The following is a 23,137-nucleotide window of genomic DNA, read 5'->3' as shown; positions in this document are numbered from 1 at the left end:
TCACATTCAACATAGATGTGACTGACAGGCCCTCATCGCGAGCAGGCTCGCTCCCACAATGATCTTCATCACACTGACACCCCGCGTTCTACCTCCTTTCTGATACTTGTTCTCATTCGCTAATTTTTCCGGTCTGCATTCGTTTTATAGGGACGACGTGCCTTTGTGCTTCCCGCCACTGATCCGGATGCTTAGAAATGAATGCTGAAGACTCCTTGAAACTTGCTCGCCGGTTTATCGGGTTGCCCCTGGAAAAGCGCCAGATGTTCCTTGCGGCCTTGCAAAAGGAAGGCGTTGATTTCGCCCGTTTCCCCATTCCTGCCGGCGTCGAAGCCGAAGATCGCCAGGCGTTGTCGTACGCCCAGCAGCGCATGTGGTTTCTCTGGCAGCTGGACCCGCAAAGCGGCGCCTACAACCTGCCGGGCGCGGTGCGTCTGACCGGGCAGTTGAACCTGCCCGCGCTGGACCAAGCCTTCGCCAGCCTCGTTGAACGTCACGAAACCCTGCGCACGGTGTTCCAGCGCCAGGCCGACGACACCTTGCTGCAAGTACCGGCCAGCGCGCCGTTGGTCATTGATCAGGTGGATTTCAGCGCGTTAGCGGCTGCGGAGCGCGAACGGGCAGTCGCCCAAGCGGCCGAGCAACAATCGGTGCTGCCCTTCGATCTTTCGGTCGGCCCGCTGCTGCGCGTCACCTTGCTCAAACTCGCCGAGCAGGAACACGTCCTCCTATTGACCCTGCACCACATCGTTTCCGACGGCTGGTCGATGAACGTGCTGATCGACGAATTCATCCGCTGCTACGACGCCTTCGAGGCGGGCGCCCAACCGCTACTCGCGCCCTTGCCGATCCAGTACAGCGACTACGCGTTGTGGCAACGCCGCTGGCTGGAGGCCGGCGAGCAGGCGCGTCAACTCGACTACTGGCAGGCGCAACTGGGCGACGAACACCCGGTGCTGGAACTGCCCACCGATCACCCGCGCCCGGCGATGCCGAGCTATCGCGGCACCCGCTACGAATTCGCGGTCGACGCTCAACTGGCCGAGCAACTGCGGGCCATGGCGCAGAAGCACAACATCACCCTGTTCATGCTGTTGCTCGGCGCCTTCAACGCGCTGCTGCATCGCTACACCGGGCAGACCGACATCCGCGTCGGCGTGCCAATTGCCAACCGCAACCGCGCCGAAATCGAAGGCCTGATCGGCTTCTTCGTCAACACCCAGGTGCTGCGCACCCAGCTCGACGGCCAGACCCGCGTCGACGATTTACTGCGCGCCATCAAGGAAACCGCCCTCGGTGCCCAGGCCCATCAGGATTTGCCGTTCGAGCGCCTGGTCGAGGCGCTGAAACTGGAACGCAGCCTCAGCCATACGCCGCTGTTCCAGGTGATGTACAACCACCAGCCGCAGGTTGCGGACATTTCCACGGTCAGCACGGCGTCCGGTTTGGCGCTGGGCGTAATCGAGTGGGAAGGGCGCACCACCCAATTCGACCTGACCCTCGACACCTACGAAAAGGGCGGCAAGTTGCACGCCGCGCTGACTTACGCCAACGACCTGTTCGACGCGGCAACCATCGCGCGCATGGCGCAGCACTGGACGCGTTTGTTGCAGGGCATGGTCAGTGATTTGCAGCAGCGCATCAGTGATTTGCCGCTGCTTGAGAACGCCGAATACCAGCGCATCGTGCATGACTGGAACCGCGCTGACGAAAGCTTCCCGCAAGACCTGTGCATTCATGAGCTGATCAGCCAGCAAGTCGCCGCGAACCCGACTGCGTTGGCGGTGACCTTTGCCACGAAGCAGCTGACTTACGCCGAGCTCGATAATCAGGCCAATCGCCTGGCCCACAAGCTGATCGAACTGGGTGTTGGCCCGGAAATCCGTGTTGGCGTGGCGATGCAACGTTCCGAAAACCTGCTGGTAGCGTTGTTGGCGGTACTCAAGGCCGGCGGCGCTTACGTCCCGCTGGACCCGGATTACCCGGCCGAACGGGTTGCCTACATGCTTGAAGACAGCCGCGCGCTGGTGCTGCTGACCGAGCAATCGGTCGCTGCGACATTGACCGTCACCGCCGACACCCAAGTGTTGCTAATGGACGATAGGGAATGGGCCGCTTACCCAAGTAGCGCGCCGGTCACTTGCGTTACGCCGGACAACCTCGCCTACGTGATCTACACCTCCGGTTCCACCGGCAAACCCAAGGGCGTGGCCATCGCCCATCGCAATGTGCTGGCGCTGATCGACTGGTCGAAATCGGTTTATAGCCGCGAAGACATTCAAGGCGTATTGGCCTCGACGTCGGTCTGCTTCGACCTGTCGGTGTGGGAACTGTTTGTCACGCTGGCCAATGGCGGCTCGCTGATCATCGCCCGCAATGCCCTGGAATTGCCGAATCTGCCGGCCCGTGATCAGGTGCGCCTGATCAACACCGTGCCGTCGGCGATCAATGCGTTGCAGCGCGACGGGCAGATCCCGCCGAGTGTGCGCATCATCAACCTCGCCGGCGAGCCGTTGAAGCAGAGTCTGGTCGACGCGTTGTATCAGCAGTCGACCGTCGAGCATGTCTACGATTTGTACGGTCCGTCGGAAGACACCACTTACTCAACCTGGACCCGTCGCGAGGCAGCTGGCTGTGCAAACATCGGCCGGCCGCTGAAACACACCGCCAGCTATTTGCTCGATGCTGATCTGCAACCGGTGCCGCAAGGCGTGTCCGCCGAGCTGTTCCTGGCAGGCGCCGGCATTACTCGCGGTTACCTGGCACGTCCGGGCATGACGGCTGAAAAATACGTACCGAACCCGTTCGCCAGCAACGGCGAACGCCTGTACCGCACCGGCGACCTGACCCGTTATCAGGCCGACGGCGCGTTGCAATACGTCGGTCGTATCGACCATCAGGTCAAGGTCCGTGGTTTCCGCATCGAACTCGGTGAAATCGAAGCGCGGCTGTTGCAGCAAGAGGCTGTGCGCGAACTGGCGGTGCTGGCGCAGGACGGTATCAACGGTCAGCAACTGGTCGCCTATATCGTGCCGACCGATCCATCGCTTCTGGACGACATCGACGCTCAAACGACTCAGCGTGAAACCTTGAAAGCCGCGCTGCGTAAGCATCTGCCGGACTACATGGTCCCGGCGTTCCTGCTATTCCTCGAACACCTGCCGCTGACCCCCAACGGCAAACTCGACCGCAAGGCCTTGCCGGCGATTGACGGCTCGCAGCAACAGCGCGAACACGTCGCGCCGCGCACGGCGATGGAAAAATCCCTCGCGGCGATTTGGCAGGATGTGTTGGCGATCGAAAATGTGGGTCTGGAAGATAACTTCTTTGAACTGGGCGGTGACTCCATCGTTTCCATGCAAGTGGTCAGCCGTGCGCGTCAGGCCGGAATCGTGTTGAGCCCCAAAGACCTGTTCCAGCACCAGACCATCCGCAGCCTGGCCCAGGCGGCCCGTAGCGGCGAGCAATCGTTGATCGATCAAGGTCCGGCGGTTGGCGCGGTGGCGTTGGCGCCGGTGCAACAGTGGTTCTTCGAACAAGCGATCCCCGAGCGCCAACACTGGAACCAGTCACTGCTGCTCGTTCCGCGCGAGGCGTTGAACGTCGAGGCGCTGGATCGCGCGTTTGAGCAATTGCTGACGCGTCACGACAGCTTGCGTCTGCGCTACGAACAGATCGAAAACGGCTGGCAGCAGGCTTACGCTGCGCCCACCACTGAATCAGTGTTGTGGCAGCGTCAGGCGCAATCGCTCGAGGAGTTGAACGTTCTGTGCGACGAAGCCCAACGCAGCCTCGATTTGCAGAGCGGCCCGCTGATGCGCGCGCTGCTGGTGACGATGGCCGACGGCACTCAACGCCTGCTGCTGGTGATTCATCACTTGGCGGTGGACGGTGTTTCCTGGCGCGTGTTGCTGGAAGACCTTCAGCAGTTCTACAGCGGCAGCCATGCTTCGATGGCGAAAACCAGCAGCTATCAACGCTGGGTCGCTCGCTTGCAAGCTCATCTGCCAACCTTTGAAAACAGCCTCGGTCACTGGCAGACCCAACTGAAAAACGCGCCAACCGATCTGCCGTGCGACCGCCCAACCGGCACGCTGGAAAACCGCTTCGAACAAAAACTCGAATTCAAACTCGACACCGAACAAACCCGCAAATTGCTGCAACAGGCCCCGGCGGCGTATCGCACCCAGGTCAACGACCTGCTGCTGACCGCCTTGGCGCGGGCGGTTTGCCGCTGGAGCGGGCAGGGCAGCACGCTGATCCAGCTTGAAGGCCATGGCCGCGAAGACCTGTTCGACGACATCGACCTGACCCGCACCGTCGGCTGGTTCACCAGCCTGTTCCCGGCCAATCTGATGCCGTCCAGCGATCTCGGTGCTTCGATCAAATCCATCAAGGAACAACTACGCGCCGTGCCGGACAAAGGCCTCGGCTACGGCGCACTGCGTTACCTCGGCACCCCGGCGATTTGCGCCGAATTGGCGGCGTTGCCACAACCGCGCATCACCTTCAACTATCTGGGGCAGTTCGACCGTCAGTTCGACGACGCCGCGATGTTTGTCCCGTCCACCGAAGGCAATGGCGTGGCGCAGGATCCATCGGCCCCATTGGGTAACTGGCTGACGGTCGAAGGCCAGGTCTACGGCGGCGAGTTGTCGCTGAGCTGGGGCTTCAGCCGTGAGATGTTCGACACCGCGACCATCCAGCGTTTGGCGGACGATTACGCGCTGGAACTCAACGCGTTGATCGATCACTGCTGCGCCGTTGAAGCAACCCAAGCCACACCGTCGGACTTCCCCCTGGCGCGCATCAGTCAGGTGCAACTCGATGCACTGCCGGTTGCTGTTTCGACCCTCGAAGACCTTTATCCACTGTCGCCGATGCAGCAGGGCATGCTGTTCCACACGTTGTACGAACCCGAAGTCGGCGCCTACATCAGTCAGCTGCGTCTGGACATTCAGGGCCTCGATCCAGTGCGATTCGCTCAGGCTTGGCAAACCGCGCTGGAGCATCACGACATCCTGCGCAGCAGCTTCCACTGGCAAGGTCTCGACACCGCGCATCAGGCGATTGTCCGCCAAGTGGCGCTGCCGCTTGAAGTGCTTGAAGCAACCGACGCCGATGAGCTGGCCGACGCCGAACGTGCTCAGGGTTTCGAACTGGGCAGCGCGCCGCTGTTCCGCTTGAAGCTTGTCCGCACGGGCGCAAATGACTGGCACCTGATCTACACCAGCCACCACATTTTGATGGACGGCTGGAGCAACGCACAGTTGCTGGCCGAAGTGATCCAGCACTACGTCGCCGGGTCATCGCTGCCGGCACCGACCGGGCAATACCGCGATTATCTGGGCTGGTTGCAACAGCAATCGGCCGTCGCTGGCGAGCAGTTCTGGAAAGCGGCATTGGCACCGCTCGAAGCGCCGACGTTGCTGGCCGAAGCCTTGCGGCCGCCGGTCGGCGCCGAGGGCAGTGAGGAATACCGCGTCGCCCTCGACAGCCGCGCGACCCAGCGTCTGGCCGAGTTCGCCCGTCAGCAGAAGGTCACCCTCAACACCTTGCTGCAAGCGGCCTGGAGTCTGTTGCTGCATCGCTACACCGGCCAGGACTGCGTGGTCTTCGGCGCCACCGTGGCCGGCCGATCCGCGCCGCTGCTGGGGATCGAAGAGCAGCTCGGCCTGTTCATCAACACGCTGCCGCTGGTGTGCGCGATGAAGCCGGATCAAACCGTCAGCCAATGGCTGGGCGAGTTGCAAGGGCTGAACCTGGCCATGCGCGAGTTCGAGCATGTGCCGCTTTACGACATTCAGGGTTGGGCCGGGCAGCAGGGTTCGGCGCTGTTCGACAGCCTGCTGGTGTTTGAAAACTTCCCGGTGGCCGAGGCGCTGAAACAGGGCGCGCCGGCCGGGCTGTCGTTCGGCAACCTGCACAACCACGAACGCACGCACTATCCGCTGACCCTGGGCATCGAACTGGGCGAAGGCCTGAGCCTGGATTTCAGCTACGACGCGGCGCGATTCAGTGCGGCGCAGGTCGCTGAGTTGTCGGCCAATCTGCAGCACCTGCTGACGCAACTGGTTGCGCTGCCGGATGCGGCACTGGGCACGCTGGAACTGCTCGATGTCGATGGCAAAAGCGCGGTGCTCGCGGTCAGCCAACCGACCTCGGTTGAGTTATCCACAACGCTTTTGGTGCACGAACAAATTGCCGTTCAGGCTGCCGCCACGCCAGATGCTTTGGCGTTGCAGGTCGACGGTCAATCCCTGAGCTACGGCCAATTGAACGCGCAAGCCAACCGACTGGCTCATCGCTTGATCGACAACGGCGCCGGTCCAGGCAAGCGTGTCGGTCTGGCGCTGAACCGTGGCCCGCAACTGATCGTCAGCCTGCTGGCGGTGCTCAAAACTGGCGCGGCTTATGTGCCGCTGGACCCGAAATACCCGGCTGAACGCCTGGCCTACATGATCGACGACAGCCGCCTCGACGTGTTGCTGTGCGAGCCCGGCCTATTGGAGGACATGCCAGGCGTGCTCCGTCTCACCCTCGAAGACAGCGCCGAACACTCCGAAATACATCCGCAAAACCACACCCCCCCTGTAGGAGCAAAGCTTGCTCGCGATAGCGGTGGACCCGTCGCCGAAAATCTTGCCTACATCATCTACACCTCCGGCTCCACCGGCCAACCCAAAGGCGTGGCCATCGCCCATGCTGCATTGCGCGAGTTCTGCCAGACCGCCGCCGATTATTCGCTGCTGTCGGCGTCGGACCGCGTGTTGCAGTTCGCGACCTTCAGTTTCGATGGATTCGTCGAGCAGTGCTTCCCTGCGTTGTGCGTCGGCGCGGCGTTGATCATGCGCGGCGATGACCTGTGGGACGCCGGCCGCCTCGCCGCCGAAATCGTCCAGCAGGGCGTGACCGTGGCGGACTTGCCGGCGGCTTACTGGTACTTGCTGGCCCGTGAATGCGCGAGCGGTGTGGTGCGCAATCTCGGTGATCTGCGCCAGGTTCACGTCGGCGGCGAAGCGATGTCGGTCGAAGGTCTGCGCTTGTGGCATCAGGCCGGTTTGAGTCATGTGCGTTTGCTCAACACCTACGGCCCGACCGAGGCGACCGTGGTGTCCAGCATTCATGAATGCCGTCTCGAAGATGCCAGCGACGCGTTCGGCATCCCGATTGGACGAGCCATCGCGGGTCGGGCGCTTTACGTGCTGGACGCTGCCGGTCAGTTGCTGCCCAACGGTGGCGTTGGCGAATTGTGCATCGGTGCCCCGGCCAGCCTGGCGCAAAGCTACTTCGACCGCCCGGCGCTGACCGCCGAACGTTTCCTTCCGGACCCGTTCGCCCGTGAGCCGGGCGCGCGGCTGTACCGCAGCGGCGACCTGGCGCGCTACAACGCTGACGGGAATCTGGAATACGTCGGTCGCATCGACCATCAAGTGAAGATTCGCGGTTTCCGTATTGAAATGGGCGAGATCGAAGCCTGCCTGCAAGCCCGTGAGGACGTGCGCGAAGCGGCGGTCATCGCTCAGGACGGCACGCAACTGGTGGCGTATGTCGTGGCCAGCGGCGCGGTGGTTTCAGAAACGGAATATCTGGAAGGCCTCAAAGTTGTCTTGCGTCAGTCACTGCCGGAATACATGGTGCCAAACCACCTGATCCTGCTGGCCAGACTGCCGCTCAACAACAACGGCAAACTCGATCGCAGAGCCTTGCCGCGCGCTGAAGCAGGCGATGCGCAACGTGACTTCGTGGCCCCGACCGAAGGGCTGGAAACGCAACTCGCGCTGATCTGGCAGGACGTGTTGCAGGTCGAGCGCGTGGGCCGTGACGACAACTTCTTCGAACTGGGCGGGCACTCGTTGCTGGTGCTTCAGGTGATCTCTCGCGTGCGTCAGCAGTTGCAGCTCGAACTCTCTGTGAGCAGCCTGTTCTCCGCGACGAATCTGGCGGAATTTGCCGAGCGTGCCGCACTGGCGAACGTCAGCGGCCAACCGGTCCTGCTACGTGCAACGGTCGATCAGCCACCCATTCTGTCGTATGCCCAACAGCGTCAATGGATTCTCTGGCAACTGGACCCGCAAAGCTCGGCCTACAATATTCCCGCCGCGCTGCGCCTCAAGGGCTCGCTGAATCGCGAAGCCCTGCGTGAAGCCTTCACTCAATTGCAGGCCCGTCACCAAACCCTGCGCACAACCTTTGAGCAGGATGGTCAGCAGGCGCGTCCGGTGCTGCACGACAATCTGGAGCTGCAACTGGATGAACGCACGCTCGATCAGTCGTCGATCGACAATGCCGTAGCCGAAGAAATCGCCCGGCCGTTCGACCTGCGCAACGGTCCGCTGTGGCGCGTGTTGCTGCTGCAAGTGAACACCGACGAACACGTGCTGGTGCTCACCGTGCACCACATCGCCGCCGATGGCTGGTCGATGCAGGTCATGGTCGATGAGTTCAGCGCGCTGTATCAGGCTGCCGTCGAAGGTAACGCCGCCAACCTCAACAGCCTGCCGGTGAACTACAGCGACTACGCCCGTTGGCAGCGTGACTGGCTGGAGGCCGGGGAGGGCGCACGCCAACTGGCGTGGTGGCGCGAGCAACTGGATGGCAGCCAGGCACCGCTTGAATTGCCGAGCGAACTGCCCCGTCCGGCCCGTCGCAGCGAGCGCGGCACCAGCCTGATGCTGAACTTTGACCGCGAATTACTCGCCGGTTTGCGTCAACGCGCACAGGAACAACAGGTGACGCTGTTCATGCTGTTGCTGGCCAGCTTCCAGACCTTGCTGCATCGCCAGAGCGGGCAGTCGAGCATCAGCGTCGGCGTGCCGAGCGCCGGGCGTTCGCGTATCGAAACCGAAGGCCTGATCGGCTTCTTCATCAACACCCAGGTGCTGCGTGCCGAGATCGATGGTCAGCAGTCCTTCAGCACCTTGCTGCAACAGGTCAAGCGTGTGGCATTGGGCGCTCAGACCCATCAGGACTTGCCGTTCGAGCAGTTGGTCGATGCCTTGCAACCCGACCGCAGCCTCAATCACAGCCCATTGTTCCAGGTGCTCTACAACCACCAGCAACAACTGGGCGCGAGCGTCGAGCGCAGCGTCGCCGACTTGCAGATCGAACGTCTGCACTGGCAGCAACACACCACGCAATTCGATCTGGTGCTCGACACTCAAGAGCAGGGCGAAGAACTTGATGCCAGCCTGACCTACGCCACTGACCTGTACGACGCGGCGTCGATGAACCGCCTCGCCGAGCAGTGGCTGGACCTGCTGCGCGCGGTGGTCGTCGATCCGCAGCAGCGCGTCGCCGAACTGCCATTGCTCAAGGCCGCACAGCGCGATGCGTTGATCCAGCATTGGAACCCGACGTTCCAGGCACAACCACCGTCGCCAACCTTGCACCACTTGTTCGAAGCCCAGGTTGCCGAACGGCCGAACGCAATCGCGCTAGTCTACGAAGGCGAGCAACTGACCTACGCCGCGCTCAACGCTCAGGCCAACCGACTGGCGCGCAAACTGCGTGAGCAGGGCGTCGGCCCCGAGGTGCGCGTCGGCATCGCCACTGAGCGGGCGATGCCGCTAGTGATCGGCTTGCTGGCGATTCTCAAGGCCGGTGGCGCCTATGTGCCGCTCGATCCGCAGTACCCGGCCGAGCGCCTGAGCTACATGATCGAAGACAGCGGCATCACGTTGCTGCTGACTCAACAACACTTGATCGACGGTTTGCCGGCCCGCGACGGCGTGCAGGTGCTGAGCCTGGAGTCATTGCAACTGGAGGCCTTCAGCGACGACAACCTGCCAGCGCTGGCAACCCCGGACAATCTTGCCTACGTGATCTACACCTCCGGTTCCACTGGCCGGCCGAAGGGCGCGCTGCTCAGTCACGGCAACGTCGGGCGTCTACTCACGGCCACGGCTGACGAGTTCAACTTTGGCCCGGACGATGTCTGGACGCTGTTCCATTCCTACGCCTTCGATTTCTCGGTGTGGGAGCTGTTCGGTTCGCTGTGCACCGGCGGGCGTCTGGTGATCGTGCCGTATTACATCAGCCGCGAGCCGCAAGAGTTCCATCGCTTGCTCTGTGATGAAGGCGTGACGGTGTTGAACCAGACCCCGACCGCTTTCCGCCAGTTGTTGCCGATTGCCTGCGCCAGCGAGCGAAACCTGGCGCTGCGTCAGGTGATTTTCGGCGGCGAAGCGTTGGAAGTCGCGAGCCTGCGTCCATGGTTCGAGCGCTTCGGCGACCAACAGCCAACCCTGGTCAACATGTACGGCATCACCGAAACCACGGTGCACGTGACCTACCGTGCGATCCGCCTGGCCGACCTCGACGGCAAGGCCCAAAGCCCGATTGGCCTGCCGATCCGTGACCTGCGCTGGTACCTGCTCGACAGCCAGTTGCAACCGGTGCCGGCGGGTGTGGCGGGCGAGTTGTACATCGCCGGCGCTGGTCTGGCGCGTGGCTATCACGGACGTTTCGGCCTCACCGCCGAGCGCTTCGTGCCGAGCCCGTTCGATACGTCGCAACGCCTTTATCGCAGCGGTGACCTGGCGCGTCAGCGTGCCGACGGCAGCATCGATTACCTCGGCCGGATCGACCAGCAAGTGAAGATCCGCGGCTTCCGCATCGAACTGGGTGAAATCGAAGCGGCGTTGCTGGCCCAACCGGGCGTGCGCCAAGCGGTGCTGAGCGTGCATTCGGCCGATGGCGGCCCGCAACTGTGCGCTTACGTCGTGGCCGAGCAAACCCCGCACGACCCGATCGCCTGGCGCGACAACCTGCGCGCCGCGCTCAAGGTGGATCTGCCGGACTACATGGTGCCGAGCCACTGGTTGCTGCTGGATGCCTTGCCGCTGACCGGCAACGGCAAGCTCGACCGCAAGGCCTTGCCGGTGCCCGATGCCCAGGAATGGCAGCGACCGTTCGAAGCTCCCGAGGGCGACCTCGAACGGCAACTGGCAGGCATCTGGGCCAGCGTGCTGGGCGTGGCGCAGATCGGCCGGCGCGACAACTTCTTTGAACTGGGCGGGCATTCGCTGCTCGCCGCCCAGGCCAGTGCCCGTGTGGAACTGGAGCTGGGCATCGAGCTGCCGCTGCGCGCGCTGTTCGAATCCACCGACCTTCAGGCTTATGCCGCCATGGCCGGGCAACACGCCCCGGCTGACAACGATGCACGTCTTGATGCGCTTGAGTCGCTTCTCGACGAGATGGAGATCAACTGATGGAACACACCACTGCCCAGCGTATCGCCAGCCGCTTCGCCGGCCTGCCTGCCGACAAGCGCCGCGAGTTTCTGCAACGCATGCAAGAGCAGGGCGTGAGTTTTGGCCAACTGCCGATTCCGCCCGCTGCCGAGCCGCAAACGAGCTTCGAACTGTCGTACGCGCAGCAGCGCCAATGGTTTCTCTGGCAGCTCGATCCGCAAAGTTCGGCGTACAACATTCCAGCCGCGCTGCGCCTGCACGGGCCGCTGAATGTCGCGGCGTTGCAGCAGAGTTTCGACGTGCTGCTGGAGCGGCATCAGAGTTTGCGCAGCCGTTTCGTCGAAGATGACGGTCAGGTGCTGCAGACACTGGCCGGGTTCACTTCGCTGCCAATCGAACAGATCGACCTGCGCGATGAACCTCAGGAACAGCGTCTCGATCTGGCCATGAAAAGCGTCGAGCAGGACATTGCTCGGCCGTTCGATCTGCAGCACGGTCCACTGTTGCGGGTCAGCCTGTTGCAGCTCGATGCCGAAGACCATGTGCTGTTGCTGACCTTGCACCACATCGTCACCGATGGTTGGTCGATGGGTGTTTTGGTCGAGGAGTTCTCCCGGCTCTACGCCGCGCATTGCCAAGGGCAGAATGCGGCACTGGAAGCACTGCCGATTCAGTATTCCGATTACGCCCTGTGGCAGCGCCGCTGGATGGAAGCGGGGGAGCTGGAGCGTCAACTCAACTGGTGGCGCGAATCCCTGGGCAGCGAACAACCGCTGCTGGAATTGCCCACCGACCGTCCTCGCCCGGCACAACCGAGCCAGCGCGGTGAGCGTCTGGATTTCGCCCTCGATGCCACGTTGGCCAGCGGTTTGATGAGCCTGGCCAAACAGCGCGGCGTCACACCGTTCATGCTGTTGCTGGCGAGCTTCCAGGCTTTGCTCTATCGCTACAGCGGTCAGTCCGACCTGCGCGTTGGTGTGCCGATTGCCAACCGTAATCGCGCGGAAACCCGTGGCTTGATCGGCTTCTTCGTCAACACCCAGGTGATGCGTGCCGAGCTCGATGGACGTTTGCCGTTCAGCCAATTGCTCGACCAAACCCGCGCCGCTTCGCTGGATGCCCAGGATTATCAGGACTTGCCGTTCGAGCGTCTGGTGCAGGCGCTGCAAGGTGAACGCAGCCTCAGCCATAGCCCATTGTTCCAGGTGATGTTCAACCACCAGCAAGCCAAACCGGCGGCGGTCAGCGGTTTGCTCGCAGGGTTGCGCGTCGAGGCGCTGAACGCCACGGCGCACACCACGCAATTCGACCTGCAACTGGACACGCAGGAGGAGGGCGACAAGCTGTTCGCCAGCCTGACGTATGCCACCGATTTGTTCGACGCCGAGAGCATCGAGCATTTAGCGCGTCATTGGCGGAATTTGTTGGCCGGTGTGCTGGCGAATCCGCAATGCCCACTCGCCGAGTTGCCACTGCTGGATGCCGACGAGCGTCTGCGCATTCTCGATGATCTGAACGACACGGCTCAAACCTATCCGGGCGAAGTCTGCGTGCAGCGGCATTTCGAAGCACGCGTGGCAGAACACGGTGAGGCGACGGCGCTGGTATTCCAGGGCCAGCGCCTGAGTTACGCCGAGCTGAACCTGCGCGCCAACCGCTTGGCCCATCACTTGCGCGCCCAAGGTGTCGGCCCGGAAGTGTTGGTGGGGATTGCCTGCGACCGTTCGTTTGAAATGGTTGTCGGCCTGTTGGCGATTCTCAAGGCCGGTGGCGCCTATGTGCCGCTGGACCCTGAGTATCCGATTGATCGCCTGAGTTACATGATCGAAGACAGCGGCATTTCGCTGTTGCTGACTCAGGAACATCGGCTGGCGCAACTCCCGACCCCGGACAACGTGCGTACCTTGTGCCTGCACGCCGAGGCTGACTGGCTGAGCGACTTGCCGGGCACTGATCTTCCCAACCTGGCGGTCGCAGAAAACCTCGCCTACGTGATTTACACCTCCGGATCCACCGGCAAACCTAAAGGCGCGGGCAACCGCCATGTGGCGTTGCATAACCGTCTGGAGTGGATGCAGCAAGCCTACAACTTGCGGCCTACGGACCGCGTGCTGCAAAAAACACCGTTCAGTTTCGACGTGTCGGTGTGGGAGTTTTTCTGGCCGCTGATGAAGGGTGCCACGTTGGTCATCGCCGCGCCCGGCGAGCACCGCGATCCGCAACGCCTCGCCGCGTTGATCGTCGAACAGGCGATCACCACGCTGCACTTCGTGCCGTCGATGCTCTCGGCGTTTATCGGTGCCGACGAGGCGCTGGCCTGCACCTCTCTGCAGCGGATCATCTGCAGCGGTGAAGCGCTGCCGATGGAGCTGCAACGCCAGACCTTGCGCAGTCTGCCGCAAGCCAATCTCTACAACCTGTATGGCCCGACCGAAGCGGCCATCGACGTGACCCACTGGACCTGCGTGGAAGAGGGGCGCGACAGCGTGCCGATCGGCCGGCCGATCGCCAACCTGCGCACCTGCATCCTCGATAGCGAACTGCAACCGTTGCCGTTGGGCGCGGTGGGCGAGTTGTACCTGGGCGGTGTCGGTCTGGCGCGCGGTTACCACCGTCGCGGCGCGCTGACTGCGGAACGTTTCGTGGTTGACCCGTTCGGCAGTGGCGAGCGTCTGTACCGTACCGGTGACCTGGCGCGCTATCGCACTGATGGCGCCGTCGACTACTGCGGCCGTATCGACCACCAAGTGAAGATTCGCGGTTTGCGCATCGAACTGGGTGAAATCGAAGCGCGTCTGCAAGAGCATTCGGACGTGCAGGAAGCAGTGGTGCTGGCCCTCGATGGCCCGAGCGGCAAGCAATTGGTGGCGTATATCGTGCCGCTAGATCGCGCGTTGGTCAGCGCCGATGCCGAGCAGCAAGGCGCGTGGCGTGAAACCCTGAAAAGTCATCTGCTGGCGAGCCTGCCGGACTACATGGTGCCGACGCAGACCGTGCTGATCGAACAAATGCCGCTGAGTCCGAACGGTAAACTCGACCGCAAACGCCTGCCTGCGCCGACCGCTCAGGTCAGCCAGCGCGCCTTCGAGGCGCCCCGCAGCGAACATGAACAGGTGCTGGCGCAGATCTGGCAGGACGTGTTGGGCGTGGAGCAGGTCGGGCGTCAGGACAATTTCTTTGAACTGGGCGGCGACTCGATCATTTCGATTCAAGTGGTCAGCCGTGCTCGTCGTGCCGGCCTGAGCCTGCAACCGCGCGATCTGTTCCAGCAGCAGACGTTGCAAGCGTTGGCCGCCGTGGTCAAAGAGCAGGCCGCACCGTTGGCGCAACAAGGGCCGGTGGACGGTGTGCAAACACTCACGCCGATCCAGCGCTGGTTCTTCGACGAACCGATCCCGCAACGCGCGCACTGGAACCAGGCCGTGCTGCTGGTGCCGCGCGAAACCCTCGAATTGCCGCGCCTGCAAGCCGCATTGCAACGCCTGCTCAAGCAGCACGACGCCCTGCGTTTGCGCTTCAGTCAGGTCGACGGGACACCACAATCCCTGCAGGATCCCTGTGGGAGTGAGCCTGCTCGCGATGACGCGGGAGCAAACAACATCAAGGGTGCCTGTGCTGGCCTTATCGCGAGCAGGCTCGCTCCCACAAAGTGGTCGGCGCGCTATGTCGGGGCCGACAGCGCCGATGTGATCGACATGCTCTGGACCGCCCGCGTGGCCAGCGACGCGTCGCTGGAATCGGTGTGCGACGAAGCCCACCGCAGCCTCAGTCTGCAAGACGGGCCGCTGCTGCGCGTGGCGTTGATCGCTCAGGCGGATGGCTCGCAGCGGTTGCTGTTGGTGATCCACCACTTGGCGGTGGATGGTGTGTCCTGGCGGGTGTTGCTGGAAGATTTACAGGCTGCTTACCAGGGCCAGGAGCTGCCGCCAAAGACCAGCGCCTTCCAGGCTTGGGCCGACAAACTTGACGCCTATGTCCGTTCGGAAACCGCTGCCGGCGAACTGAACTGGTGGCAGGCGCAACTGAGCGTCGCCAATGATTCGCTGCCAGCCGCCAACGCTCAAGCCAGTCAGGCTGGGCATTTGCGCCAAGGCGTCAGCATCGGCCTGGACCGCGAGCAGACTCGCCAGTTGCTGCAACAGGCGCCAGCGATCTACCGCACCCAGGTCAACGACCTGCTGCTGACCGCACTGGCCCGCACCCTCAGCCGCTGGACCGGCCACGCATCGGCGCTGATTCAGCTCGAAGGCCATGGCCGCGAAGAGCTGTTCGATGACATCGACCTGACCCGCACCGTCGGCTGGTTCTCCAGTCTGTTCCCGGTACGCCTGACGCCGACCGCCGACCTCTCGGGTTCGATCAAGGCGATCAAGCAGCAACTGCGCGAAATCCCCGGCAAAGGCATGGGCTACGGCCTGTTGCGCTACATGGGCGATGCCGCGACCCAAGCGGCGCTGGCCGCTCTGCCGCAAGCGCGCGTGACCTTCAACTACCTCGGCCAGTTCGACCAGAGCTTTGCCGAAGACGCACTGTTCACTCCGGCCCGCGAATCCAGCGGCGCCGCGCAATCGGCGGATGCGCCGTTGCCGAACTGGTTGTCGGTGGACGGTCAGGTGTATGGCGGCGAACTGAAACTCGACTGGACCTTCAGCCGCGAATGCTTCGACCAACGTGAAATCGAAGCGCTGGCCGCCGATTTCCGTAGCGAACTGCTGGCGCTGATCGCCCACTGCCTGAGCGATGGCGCGGGCGGCGTGACCCCGGCAGACTTCCCATTGGCGCGTCTGACTCAGGCGCAACTCGACGGCCTGCCGGTGCCACCGGCGCAGATCGAGGACCTGTATCCACTGTCGCCGATGCAGGCCGGTTTGTTGTTCCATAGCCTGTACGAATCCGATTCCGGCGCCTACGTGAACCAGCTCAGCGTCGAAGCCCGTGGGCTCGATGCCGAACGGCTGGGCCGCGCATGGCAAGGGGTGCTCGACACCCATCCGATCCTGCGCAGCAGCTTCCACTTCCCCGACGGCTTCGAAGCGCCGGTGCAGTTGGTGCATCGTCACCTGCAATTGCCGATGACTTGCCTCGACTGGCGCAACCGCAGCGATCAGGCCGAAGCGTTGGTGCAACTGATCGACAGCGAACGCTTGCAACTCGACTCTACCCGGGCGCCGTTGATGCGTTTGACCCTGGTGCGACTCGACGATGAGCGTCAGCAACTGATCTACACCCACCATCACCTGTTGCTCGATGGCTGGAGTAACTCGCTGCTGTTGAGCGAAGTCCTGCAGCGTTATGCCGGGCAAGAAGTGCAGGCGCCGACCGGGCGTTTTGCCGATTACATTGGCTGGCTGCAACGTCAGGATGCGCAGGCTGACGAACTGTTCTGGCGCGAGCAACTGGCGACCTTGGACAACCCGACCTTGTTGGCACAGAGCCTGGCCCATGGCGACAGTAGAAACCTGTCGACGACGGAATTTGCCGACCACCGCCAGACCTTCGATGTCGCCACCAGCAAGCAATTCAGCGACTTTGCCCGTCAGCAAAAGGTCACCCTCAACACCTTGGTCCAGGGCGCATGGGCGCTGTTGCTGCAACGCTACAGCGGTCAACGCAGCGTCGCGTTCGGCGCGACCGTGGCGGGGCGGCCGGTGGACTTGCCGGGTGCCGAAAGCCAGCTCGGCCTGTTCATCAACACCTTGCCGGTGATCAGCTCGCCGGACGCCGTCGAAAGCGTCGGCCAGTGGCTGACCCGTTTGCAGGCGCAGAACCTGGAACTGCGTGAGCATGAATTCACCGCATTGGGTGACATCCAGCGCTGGGCCGGGCGTGCCGGTGAACCGCTGTTCGACAGCCTGCTGGTGTTCGAAAACTTCCCGGTGGCCGAAGCGCTGCAACAGGGCGCGCCAGCCGGTTTGAGCTTCCAGGTCCCGCAGAGCCATGAACGCACCAACTTCCCGCTGACGCTGGCGGCCACTGCCGAAAGCCAGCTGAGCCTCAACTGGAGCTACCAGTGCGCTCACTTCAGCGGCGAGGCGATTGCTCGTATGAGTGAGCATCTGGCCGCGCTGCTGGCGGCGATGGTCGCCGCGCCACAGGCTGCATTGAGTGAACTGGACCTGCTGACGGCGCCGGAACGCGCGCAACAACTGGTCGAGTGGAACCCCGCGTTCACCGCGACGGAAAACCCGCTCTGCGTGCATCAGTTGATCGAGGCTCAGGCCGTCGCCCGACCGGACGCCACGGCGCTGATCTTCAATGACCAGGAATTGAGCTTCGACCAACTCAACCGCCGCGCCAACCAACTGGCCCATCGTCTTCGCGACTTGGGCATCGGCCCCGAAGTGCGGGTCGGCCTGGCGATGCAACGTTCGCCGGAGATGATCATTGGCCTGCTGGCGATCCTCAAGGCCTGCGGTGCGTACGTGCCGCTGGACCCGGCGTACCCGGCCGAACGCCTGCGCTATCTGATGGAAGACAGCGGCATTTCGCTGCTGATCAGCCAATCGTGGCTGCGGGAAAAACTGCCCTTGCCGCAAGGCCTGTCGGTGCTGGAAATCGACCGCGAACCGCTGGAGCAAATGTCGGAAACCAATCCGGTCAACCTGACCTGCGGTGAAAACCTCGCGTACCTGATTTACACCTCGGGCTCCACCGGCCGGCCGAAAGGCGTCAGCGTGGCCCACGGTCCGCTGGCCATGCATTGCCTGTCGATAGGCGAGTTGTACGGCATGACCCCGGATGATCGCGAGCTGCAATTTGCCTCGATCAGCTTCGACGGCGCCCACGAGCGCTGGCTGACGCCGCTGGTGTTCGGTTCGGCGGTGATGCCCCGCGACGACGAGTTGTGGAGCGTGGAGCGCACCTGCTTTGAGATCGAAAAGCACGGCATCACCATTGCCTGCTTCACCCCGACCTATTTGGGGCAGATTGCCGAATTCATGGGAGAAGCGGGGCGTGATCTGCCGATCCGTTCCTACACCCCGTGCGGTGAAGGCATGGCCAAGCATGCGTTCGACGAGGTCCAGCAGGTGCTGCAACCCAAGCGCCTGATCAACGGCTACGGCCCGACCGAAACGGTGATCACGCCGCTGATCTGGCTGGCGTATCCGGATACCGAATTCGACTCGGCGTTCATGCCCATCGGCCGGCCGGTCGGCAACCGCAGCGCCTATATCCTGGACGGCGGTTTGCAGCCGTTGCCGGTTGGCGTGGCGGGTGAGTTGTACCTGGGCGGCGAGGGCGTTGCGCGGGGTTACCATCAACGTCCGGACCTGACGGCTGAACGCTTCGTGCCGGATCCGTTCGTGCCGGGCGCGCGTTTGTACCGCAGTGGCGACCTCGCGCGGTTCCGTGCCGACGGCGTCGTTGAATACCTCGGCCGTATTGATCAGCAAGTGAAGATTCGCGGTTTCCGTATCGAACTCGGTGAAATCGAAGCCTGCCTGCTGGAACACCAAGGCGTGCGTGAAGCCTTTGTGATCGATCGCGAAGGCCCGGTCAGCCGGCAGTTGGTCGGTTACGTGGTGCCGCGCGATCCGCTCGCCGATGAGCATGATTTGCGTGAAGCGCTGACTTTGCATCTGCGCAGTCGTCTGCCGGCGCACATGCTGCCGGCGCATTTGATGTGCCTGGCCGCGTTGCCGCTGACGCCGAACGGCAAGCTGGATCGCCAAGGCCTGCCAGCGCCTGAAGCCACTCGGCAGAACCACGATCAAGTCGCCGCCGCGTCGCCGGCCGAAGCGTTGTTGGTGGAGATTTGGCAGGAACTGTTGGGGCTGGAGTCGGTGGGTGTCACCGAGAACTTCTTCGAACTCGGTGGCGATTCGATCATCTCGCTGCAAGCGGTGAGTCGTGCCGGTCAGCGCGGGCTGGTGTTCAGTCCGAAGCAACTGTTCGAGCAGCAGACCATTCGGGCACTTGCTGCGGTGGCAACCAGCCGTGGAGCCGCGTTGATCGAAGCGCCGAAAGTCGAAGCTTTTTCGCTGGTTCCGCACATCGACATGGCTGCCCGTGAAGGGCTGCAAGACTTGTATCCGCTGTCGCCGATGCAGCAAGGCATGCTCTTCCATTGCCTCGATTCGCCGGAGCTGAACCCCTACGTCAACCAGTTGAGCGTGGCGGTGGACGGTTTGCAGGTGCCGCGTTTCCGTGCGGCTTGGCAGACGCTGGTGGAACGTCATGAAGTGCTGCGTGCGGCATTCCGCTGGCGCGATGGCTTGGCGGATCCGCTGCAAGCGGTGTTCGCTGACGTCGAGTTGCCGATTGAAGAACTCGACTGGCGTGACCGCACCGACACCGAACAGGCGCTGGGCGAACTGGCGGTTGCGGAACAGGCCAAAGGTTTCGACCTGAGCTGCCCGCCGTTGATGCGTTTCATCCTGGTGCGCCTGGGTGATGACCGTTACCAGATGATCTGGATCTACCATCACCTGTTGCTGGATGGCTGGAGTGCCTCGCGCCTGTTGGGCGACATGTTGCGCCTGTACCACAACGACACGCTGCCGACCCTGACCGGTCGCTACGCCGACTACATCGCCTGGCTGCAACGTCAGGACGGTGCGCTGGCGGAAGGCTTCTGGCGTGAGCGCCTGGCATTGCTTGAAGAGCCGACCATTCTGGCCAAGGCTTCGGGGGCCGCGGGTTCCGGCCACGGCGTGATGTACAGCAACCTTGACGCCGAGGCGACGCGCAAACTGCACAGCTTCGCCAAGCGTCAGCGCGTGACCCTCAACACACTGGTGCAAGGCGCGTGGTTGTTGCTGCTGCAACGTCACAGCGGTCAACGCAGTGTCGCGTTCGGCGCCACGGTGGCGGGGCGTCCGACCGGGTTGGCTGGTGCGCAGGACATGCTTGGCCTGTTCATCAATACTTTGCCGGTGATCCAGACCCTCGATCCGCAACAGCCGTTGGGCGAGTGGCTGCGTGACTTGCAGGATTACAACCTGATGGTCCGCGATTACGAGCACACGCCGTTGTCGGACATTCAGCGCTGGGCCGGGCAGGGTGGCCAAGGCTTGTTCGACAGCATCATCGTGTTCGAAAACCATCCGGTGGACCGTGCGTTGAAAGGAGGTGAGGAAGGTGAGCTGCGCTTTGCCGAAGTCGGCAGCGGCGGTGTCACTAACTTCCCGATGGACCTGATGGTCAGCGCCAACGAAGAAGGCCTGGAAGTCGAATACCTGTTCCTGCGTGATCGCTTCAGTGACGTGGAAGTGGAGCGGATTCGTGCGCAGCTTGAAGGTTTGTTGCGTGCGTTGCCGGAGGATGCCACGTGTCTGCTTGGCAATATTGGCTTGCCTGAGGCGCGGTTGAGTCTGCCGCAGGTGTCCGACAATAACGCCGATTTGCTGCACGCCTTCAACCAACATGTGCGCACTCAACCGCAGAAAGTCGCCTTGATCTGCGAAGATCGGCAAGTCAGTTATGCACAGCTTGAGGCGCAGGCCAATGGGTTGGCGCAGCAACTGACCGGTCGCGGTATCGGGCCGGAAAGTCTGGTGGCTGTGGCGCTGCCGCGTTCCGAACGCACCATCGTTGCGTTCCTTGCGGTGCTGAAAGCAGGGGCGGCGTATCTGCCTTTGGACCTCGCGTATCCGGCCGAGCGGCTGGCTTATATGTTGAGCGATTCGGCGGCCAGCCTGTTGCTTTGCGACAGTGATCTGGGCGAGCGACTGACCCTGGCCGACAGCCCGCCACGGCTGTTGCTCGATCAATCGGGTGTTGCTGACAACACCGCATGCCCGGTTTCCCGTCCGCTGCCGGGACACCTCGCGTACCTGATTTACACCTCCGGTTCCACCGGCCAACCGAAAGGCGTGGCCGTGGCGCGCGGACCGATTGCCCGGCATTGCCGCGGCATCATCGAGCTCTACGAACTGGCACCGCGCAGCCGCGAGTTGCACTTCATGTCGTTCGCCTTCGACGGTGCGCAGGAGCGTTGGCTGAGTGTGTTGCTGGCCGGCGGCAGCCTGGTGATCCGCGATGACAGTCTGTGGACGCCGGAGCAGACCCTGGAAGTGCTGCATCGTCACAATGTCACCGTGGCCTGCTTCCCGCCGGCGTACCTGCAACAGATGGCCGAGGTGGCTGAACGTTTGGGCAATCCACCGGCGGTCGAGGTGTATTGCTTTGGCGGTGATGCGGTGCCGGAGGCCAGTTTCGAGCAGGTCAAACGGGCGCTGCGTCCGCAGCGTCTGGTCAACGGTTACGGCCCGACCGAAACCGTGGTCACGCCGCTGTTGTGGCGTGCCGAGGTCAGCGAAACCTGCGACGCGGCGTATGCGCCGATTGGTCGTGGTGTGGCCGGGCGTGGCTTGTACGTGCTGGATGCCGACCTCAATCCGTTGCCGGTCGGTGTCAGCGGCGAGTTGTACCTGGGCGGCGAATGCCTGGCGCGCGGTTATCACCAGCGTCCCGGCATGAGTGCCGAGCGCTTCATCCCCGATCCGTTCGAGGCCGGTGGCCGCATGTACCGCACCGGCGATCTGGTGCGCCAGCGCGAGTGCGGGTTGATCGACTACCTGGGGCGACTTGACCAGCAAGTGAAGATCCGTGGTTTCCGCATCGAACTGGGCGAGATCGAAGCCCGTCTGCGCGACTGCGTGGGGGTGCAGGATGCCGCCGTGGTGGTGCACGACACGCCGACCGGCAAGCAATTGGTGGGTTATGTGGTGGCGGCCGGTGCTGTTGGGCTGGACCGTCGCTTGAAGTCTGAACTGCAAGCGCAACTGCCGGACTACATGGTGCCGGCGCGAATCCTGGTGCTGGAGCGCTTCCCGCTGTCGGCCAACGGCAAGCTCGACCGTCGCGCACTGCCTACGCCTGAATGGGCGCTCGGTAGCTATCGCGCGCCGCGCAACGCACTGGAAACGGCGCTGACCGCGATCTGGCAAGAGGTACTCGGCGTGCCGCAAGTGGGTATCGACGACAACTTCTTCGAACTCGGCGGCGACTCGTTGCAGGTGCTCAAAGTCATTTCTCGGGTACGTAGTCAGCCGCAACTGGGCTTCGAATTGAAACTGCGCGACCTGATGCAGAAACCGTGCATCGCCGAACTTAGCGGTTATCAGGCGGCCGAACCGGCGTCTGCGCCGGACCCGTTGCTGGCGCTGAATGCGCGGATCCCCAACGTGCCGGCGCTGTTCTGCCTGCACGCGGGTTTCGGCACGGTGTTCGACTACGAACCGCTGGCCCGCCGACTGGAAGGACGGCGCACGGTGTATGGCCTGCAATGCCGGATGCTGCTTGATCCGCACTGGCAGGACGAGTCGCTGTTGGCGATGGCGCAAGCCTATGCGCAACGGATTCGCAGTCAGCAGGCCAAGGGCCCGTATTACTTGCTGGGCTGGTCGTTGGGCGGAGCGTTGACGCAACTGGTTGCTCACGAACTGGAAACTCGGGGTGAGGCGGTCGCGTTTGCCGGACTGGTCGACAGCTACGTGGCGGGCACCGCAGAAGCGGGGGACTGGCGCGAGGACCTGGGCGACTTCCTGAAATTTGTGCTCGGTCTGCCGGCCGATGAGGCTCAAGCGCTGATTGCGCTGAAAGCCGCTGATTTGAATGAGCGCGAAGGTTCCACGGCGGTGATCGAGGCGGCCATGCACGGCTCCAATGAGCAAGCCGCGTTGGGCGCGGGGGAACTCACGCAGATCTTAGCCACCGGCTCACGCCTCAAGCAATTGGCCCTGGCGCATCGGCAACTACCGGCGATTCAGATCAAGGCGCATCGCTGGTGGGTGGCCGAACGCGACGATGAACGTCGGGTGTTCGAGGCCCAGGTCGGTAGCCATGGCGTTGATCGCTTGTTGGCGGGCGGGCACTACGAGTTGCTGCGTGGGGACGAGTTGCTCGATGAGCTTGAAGACCTGCTCGAACACCGCATGGTCACTGCGTAAATACTTTTGTAGGAGCATGGCTTGCCCGCGATGGCGATCTCATGGGCG

At 62.9% G+C, this 23,137-nt stretch carries 2 protein-coding genes and 2 pseudogenes; all 4 read left to right on the top strand.

Annotation, left to right across the window (positions count from 1 at the left end; translation table 11 throughout):
* Window positions 1-197: 197 nt before the first annotated feature.
* Window positions 198-9,278, top strand: a pseudogene (locus tag PMI27_RS16360) (amino acid adenylation domain-containing protein); the annotation flags it as partial.
* Window positions 9,270-10,820: pseudogene (locus tag PMI27_RS32465) on the top strand (amino acid adenylation domain-containing protein); the annotation flags it as partial. The pseudogenes PMI27_RS16360 and PMI27_RS32465, both read left to right, overlap by 9 nt.
* The gene (locus PMI27_RS32460) at window positions 10,806-11,213 is read left to right on the top strand and encodes a phosphopantetheine-binding protein (RefSeq protein ID WP_443200784.1); all 408 of its coding nucleotides are present in this window, start codon (window positions 10,806-10,808) and stop codon (window positions 11,211-11,213) included. The pseudogene PMI27_RS32465 and the gene PMI27_RS32460, both read left to right, overlap by 15 nt.
* Window positions 11,213-23,089 (top strand): non-ribosomal peptide synthetase, encoded by an 11,877-nt coding sequence (locus PMI27_RS16365; protein WP_008152245.1) that lies wholly within the window; start codon window positions 11,213-11,215, stop codon window positions 23,087-23,089. The genes PMI27_RS32460 and PMI27_RS16365 overlap by 1 nt, the downstream gene beginning before the upstream one ends.
* The last annotated feature ends 48 nt before the right edge of the window (window positions 23,090-23,137 follow it).

Source organism: Pseudomonas sp. GM41(2012) (assembly GCF_000282315.2).
Classification (GTDB): domain Bacteria; phylum Pseudomonadota; class Gammaproteobacteria; order Pseudomonadales; family Pseudomonadaceae; genus Aquipseudomonas.
Note: the sequence above shows the minus strand (reverse complement) of the source record. Positions and strands in the feature narration are given on the sequence as shown.

What these genes read in the sequence shown, in the direction of transcription:
- PMI27_RS32460 (WP_443200784.1), top strand. Translation starts at nt 10,806, where the DNA reads ATGGTGCCGAGCCACTGGTTGCTGCTGGATGCCTTGCCGCTGACCGGC.
- PMI27_RS16365 (WP_008152245.1), top strand. Translation starts at nt 11,213, where the DNA reads ATGGAACACACCACTGCCCAGCGTATCGCCAGCCGCTTCGCCGGCCTG.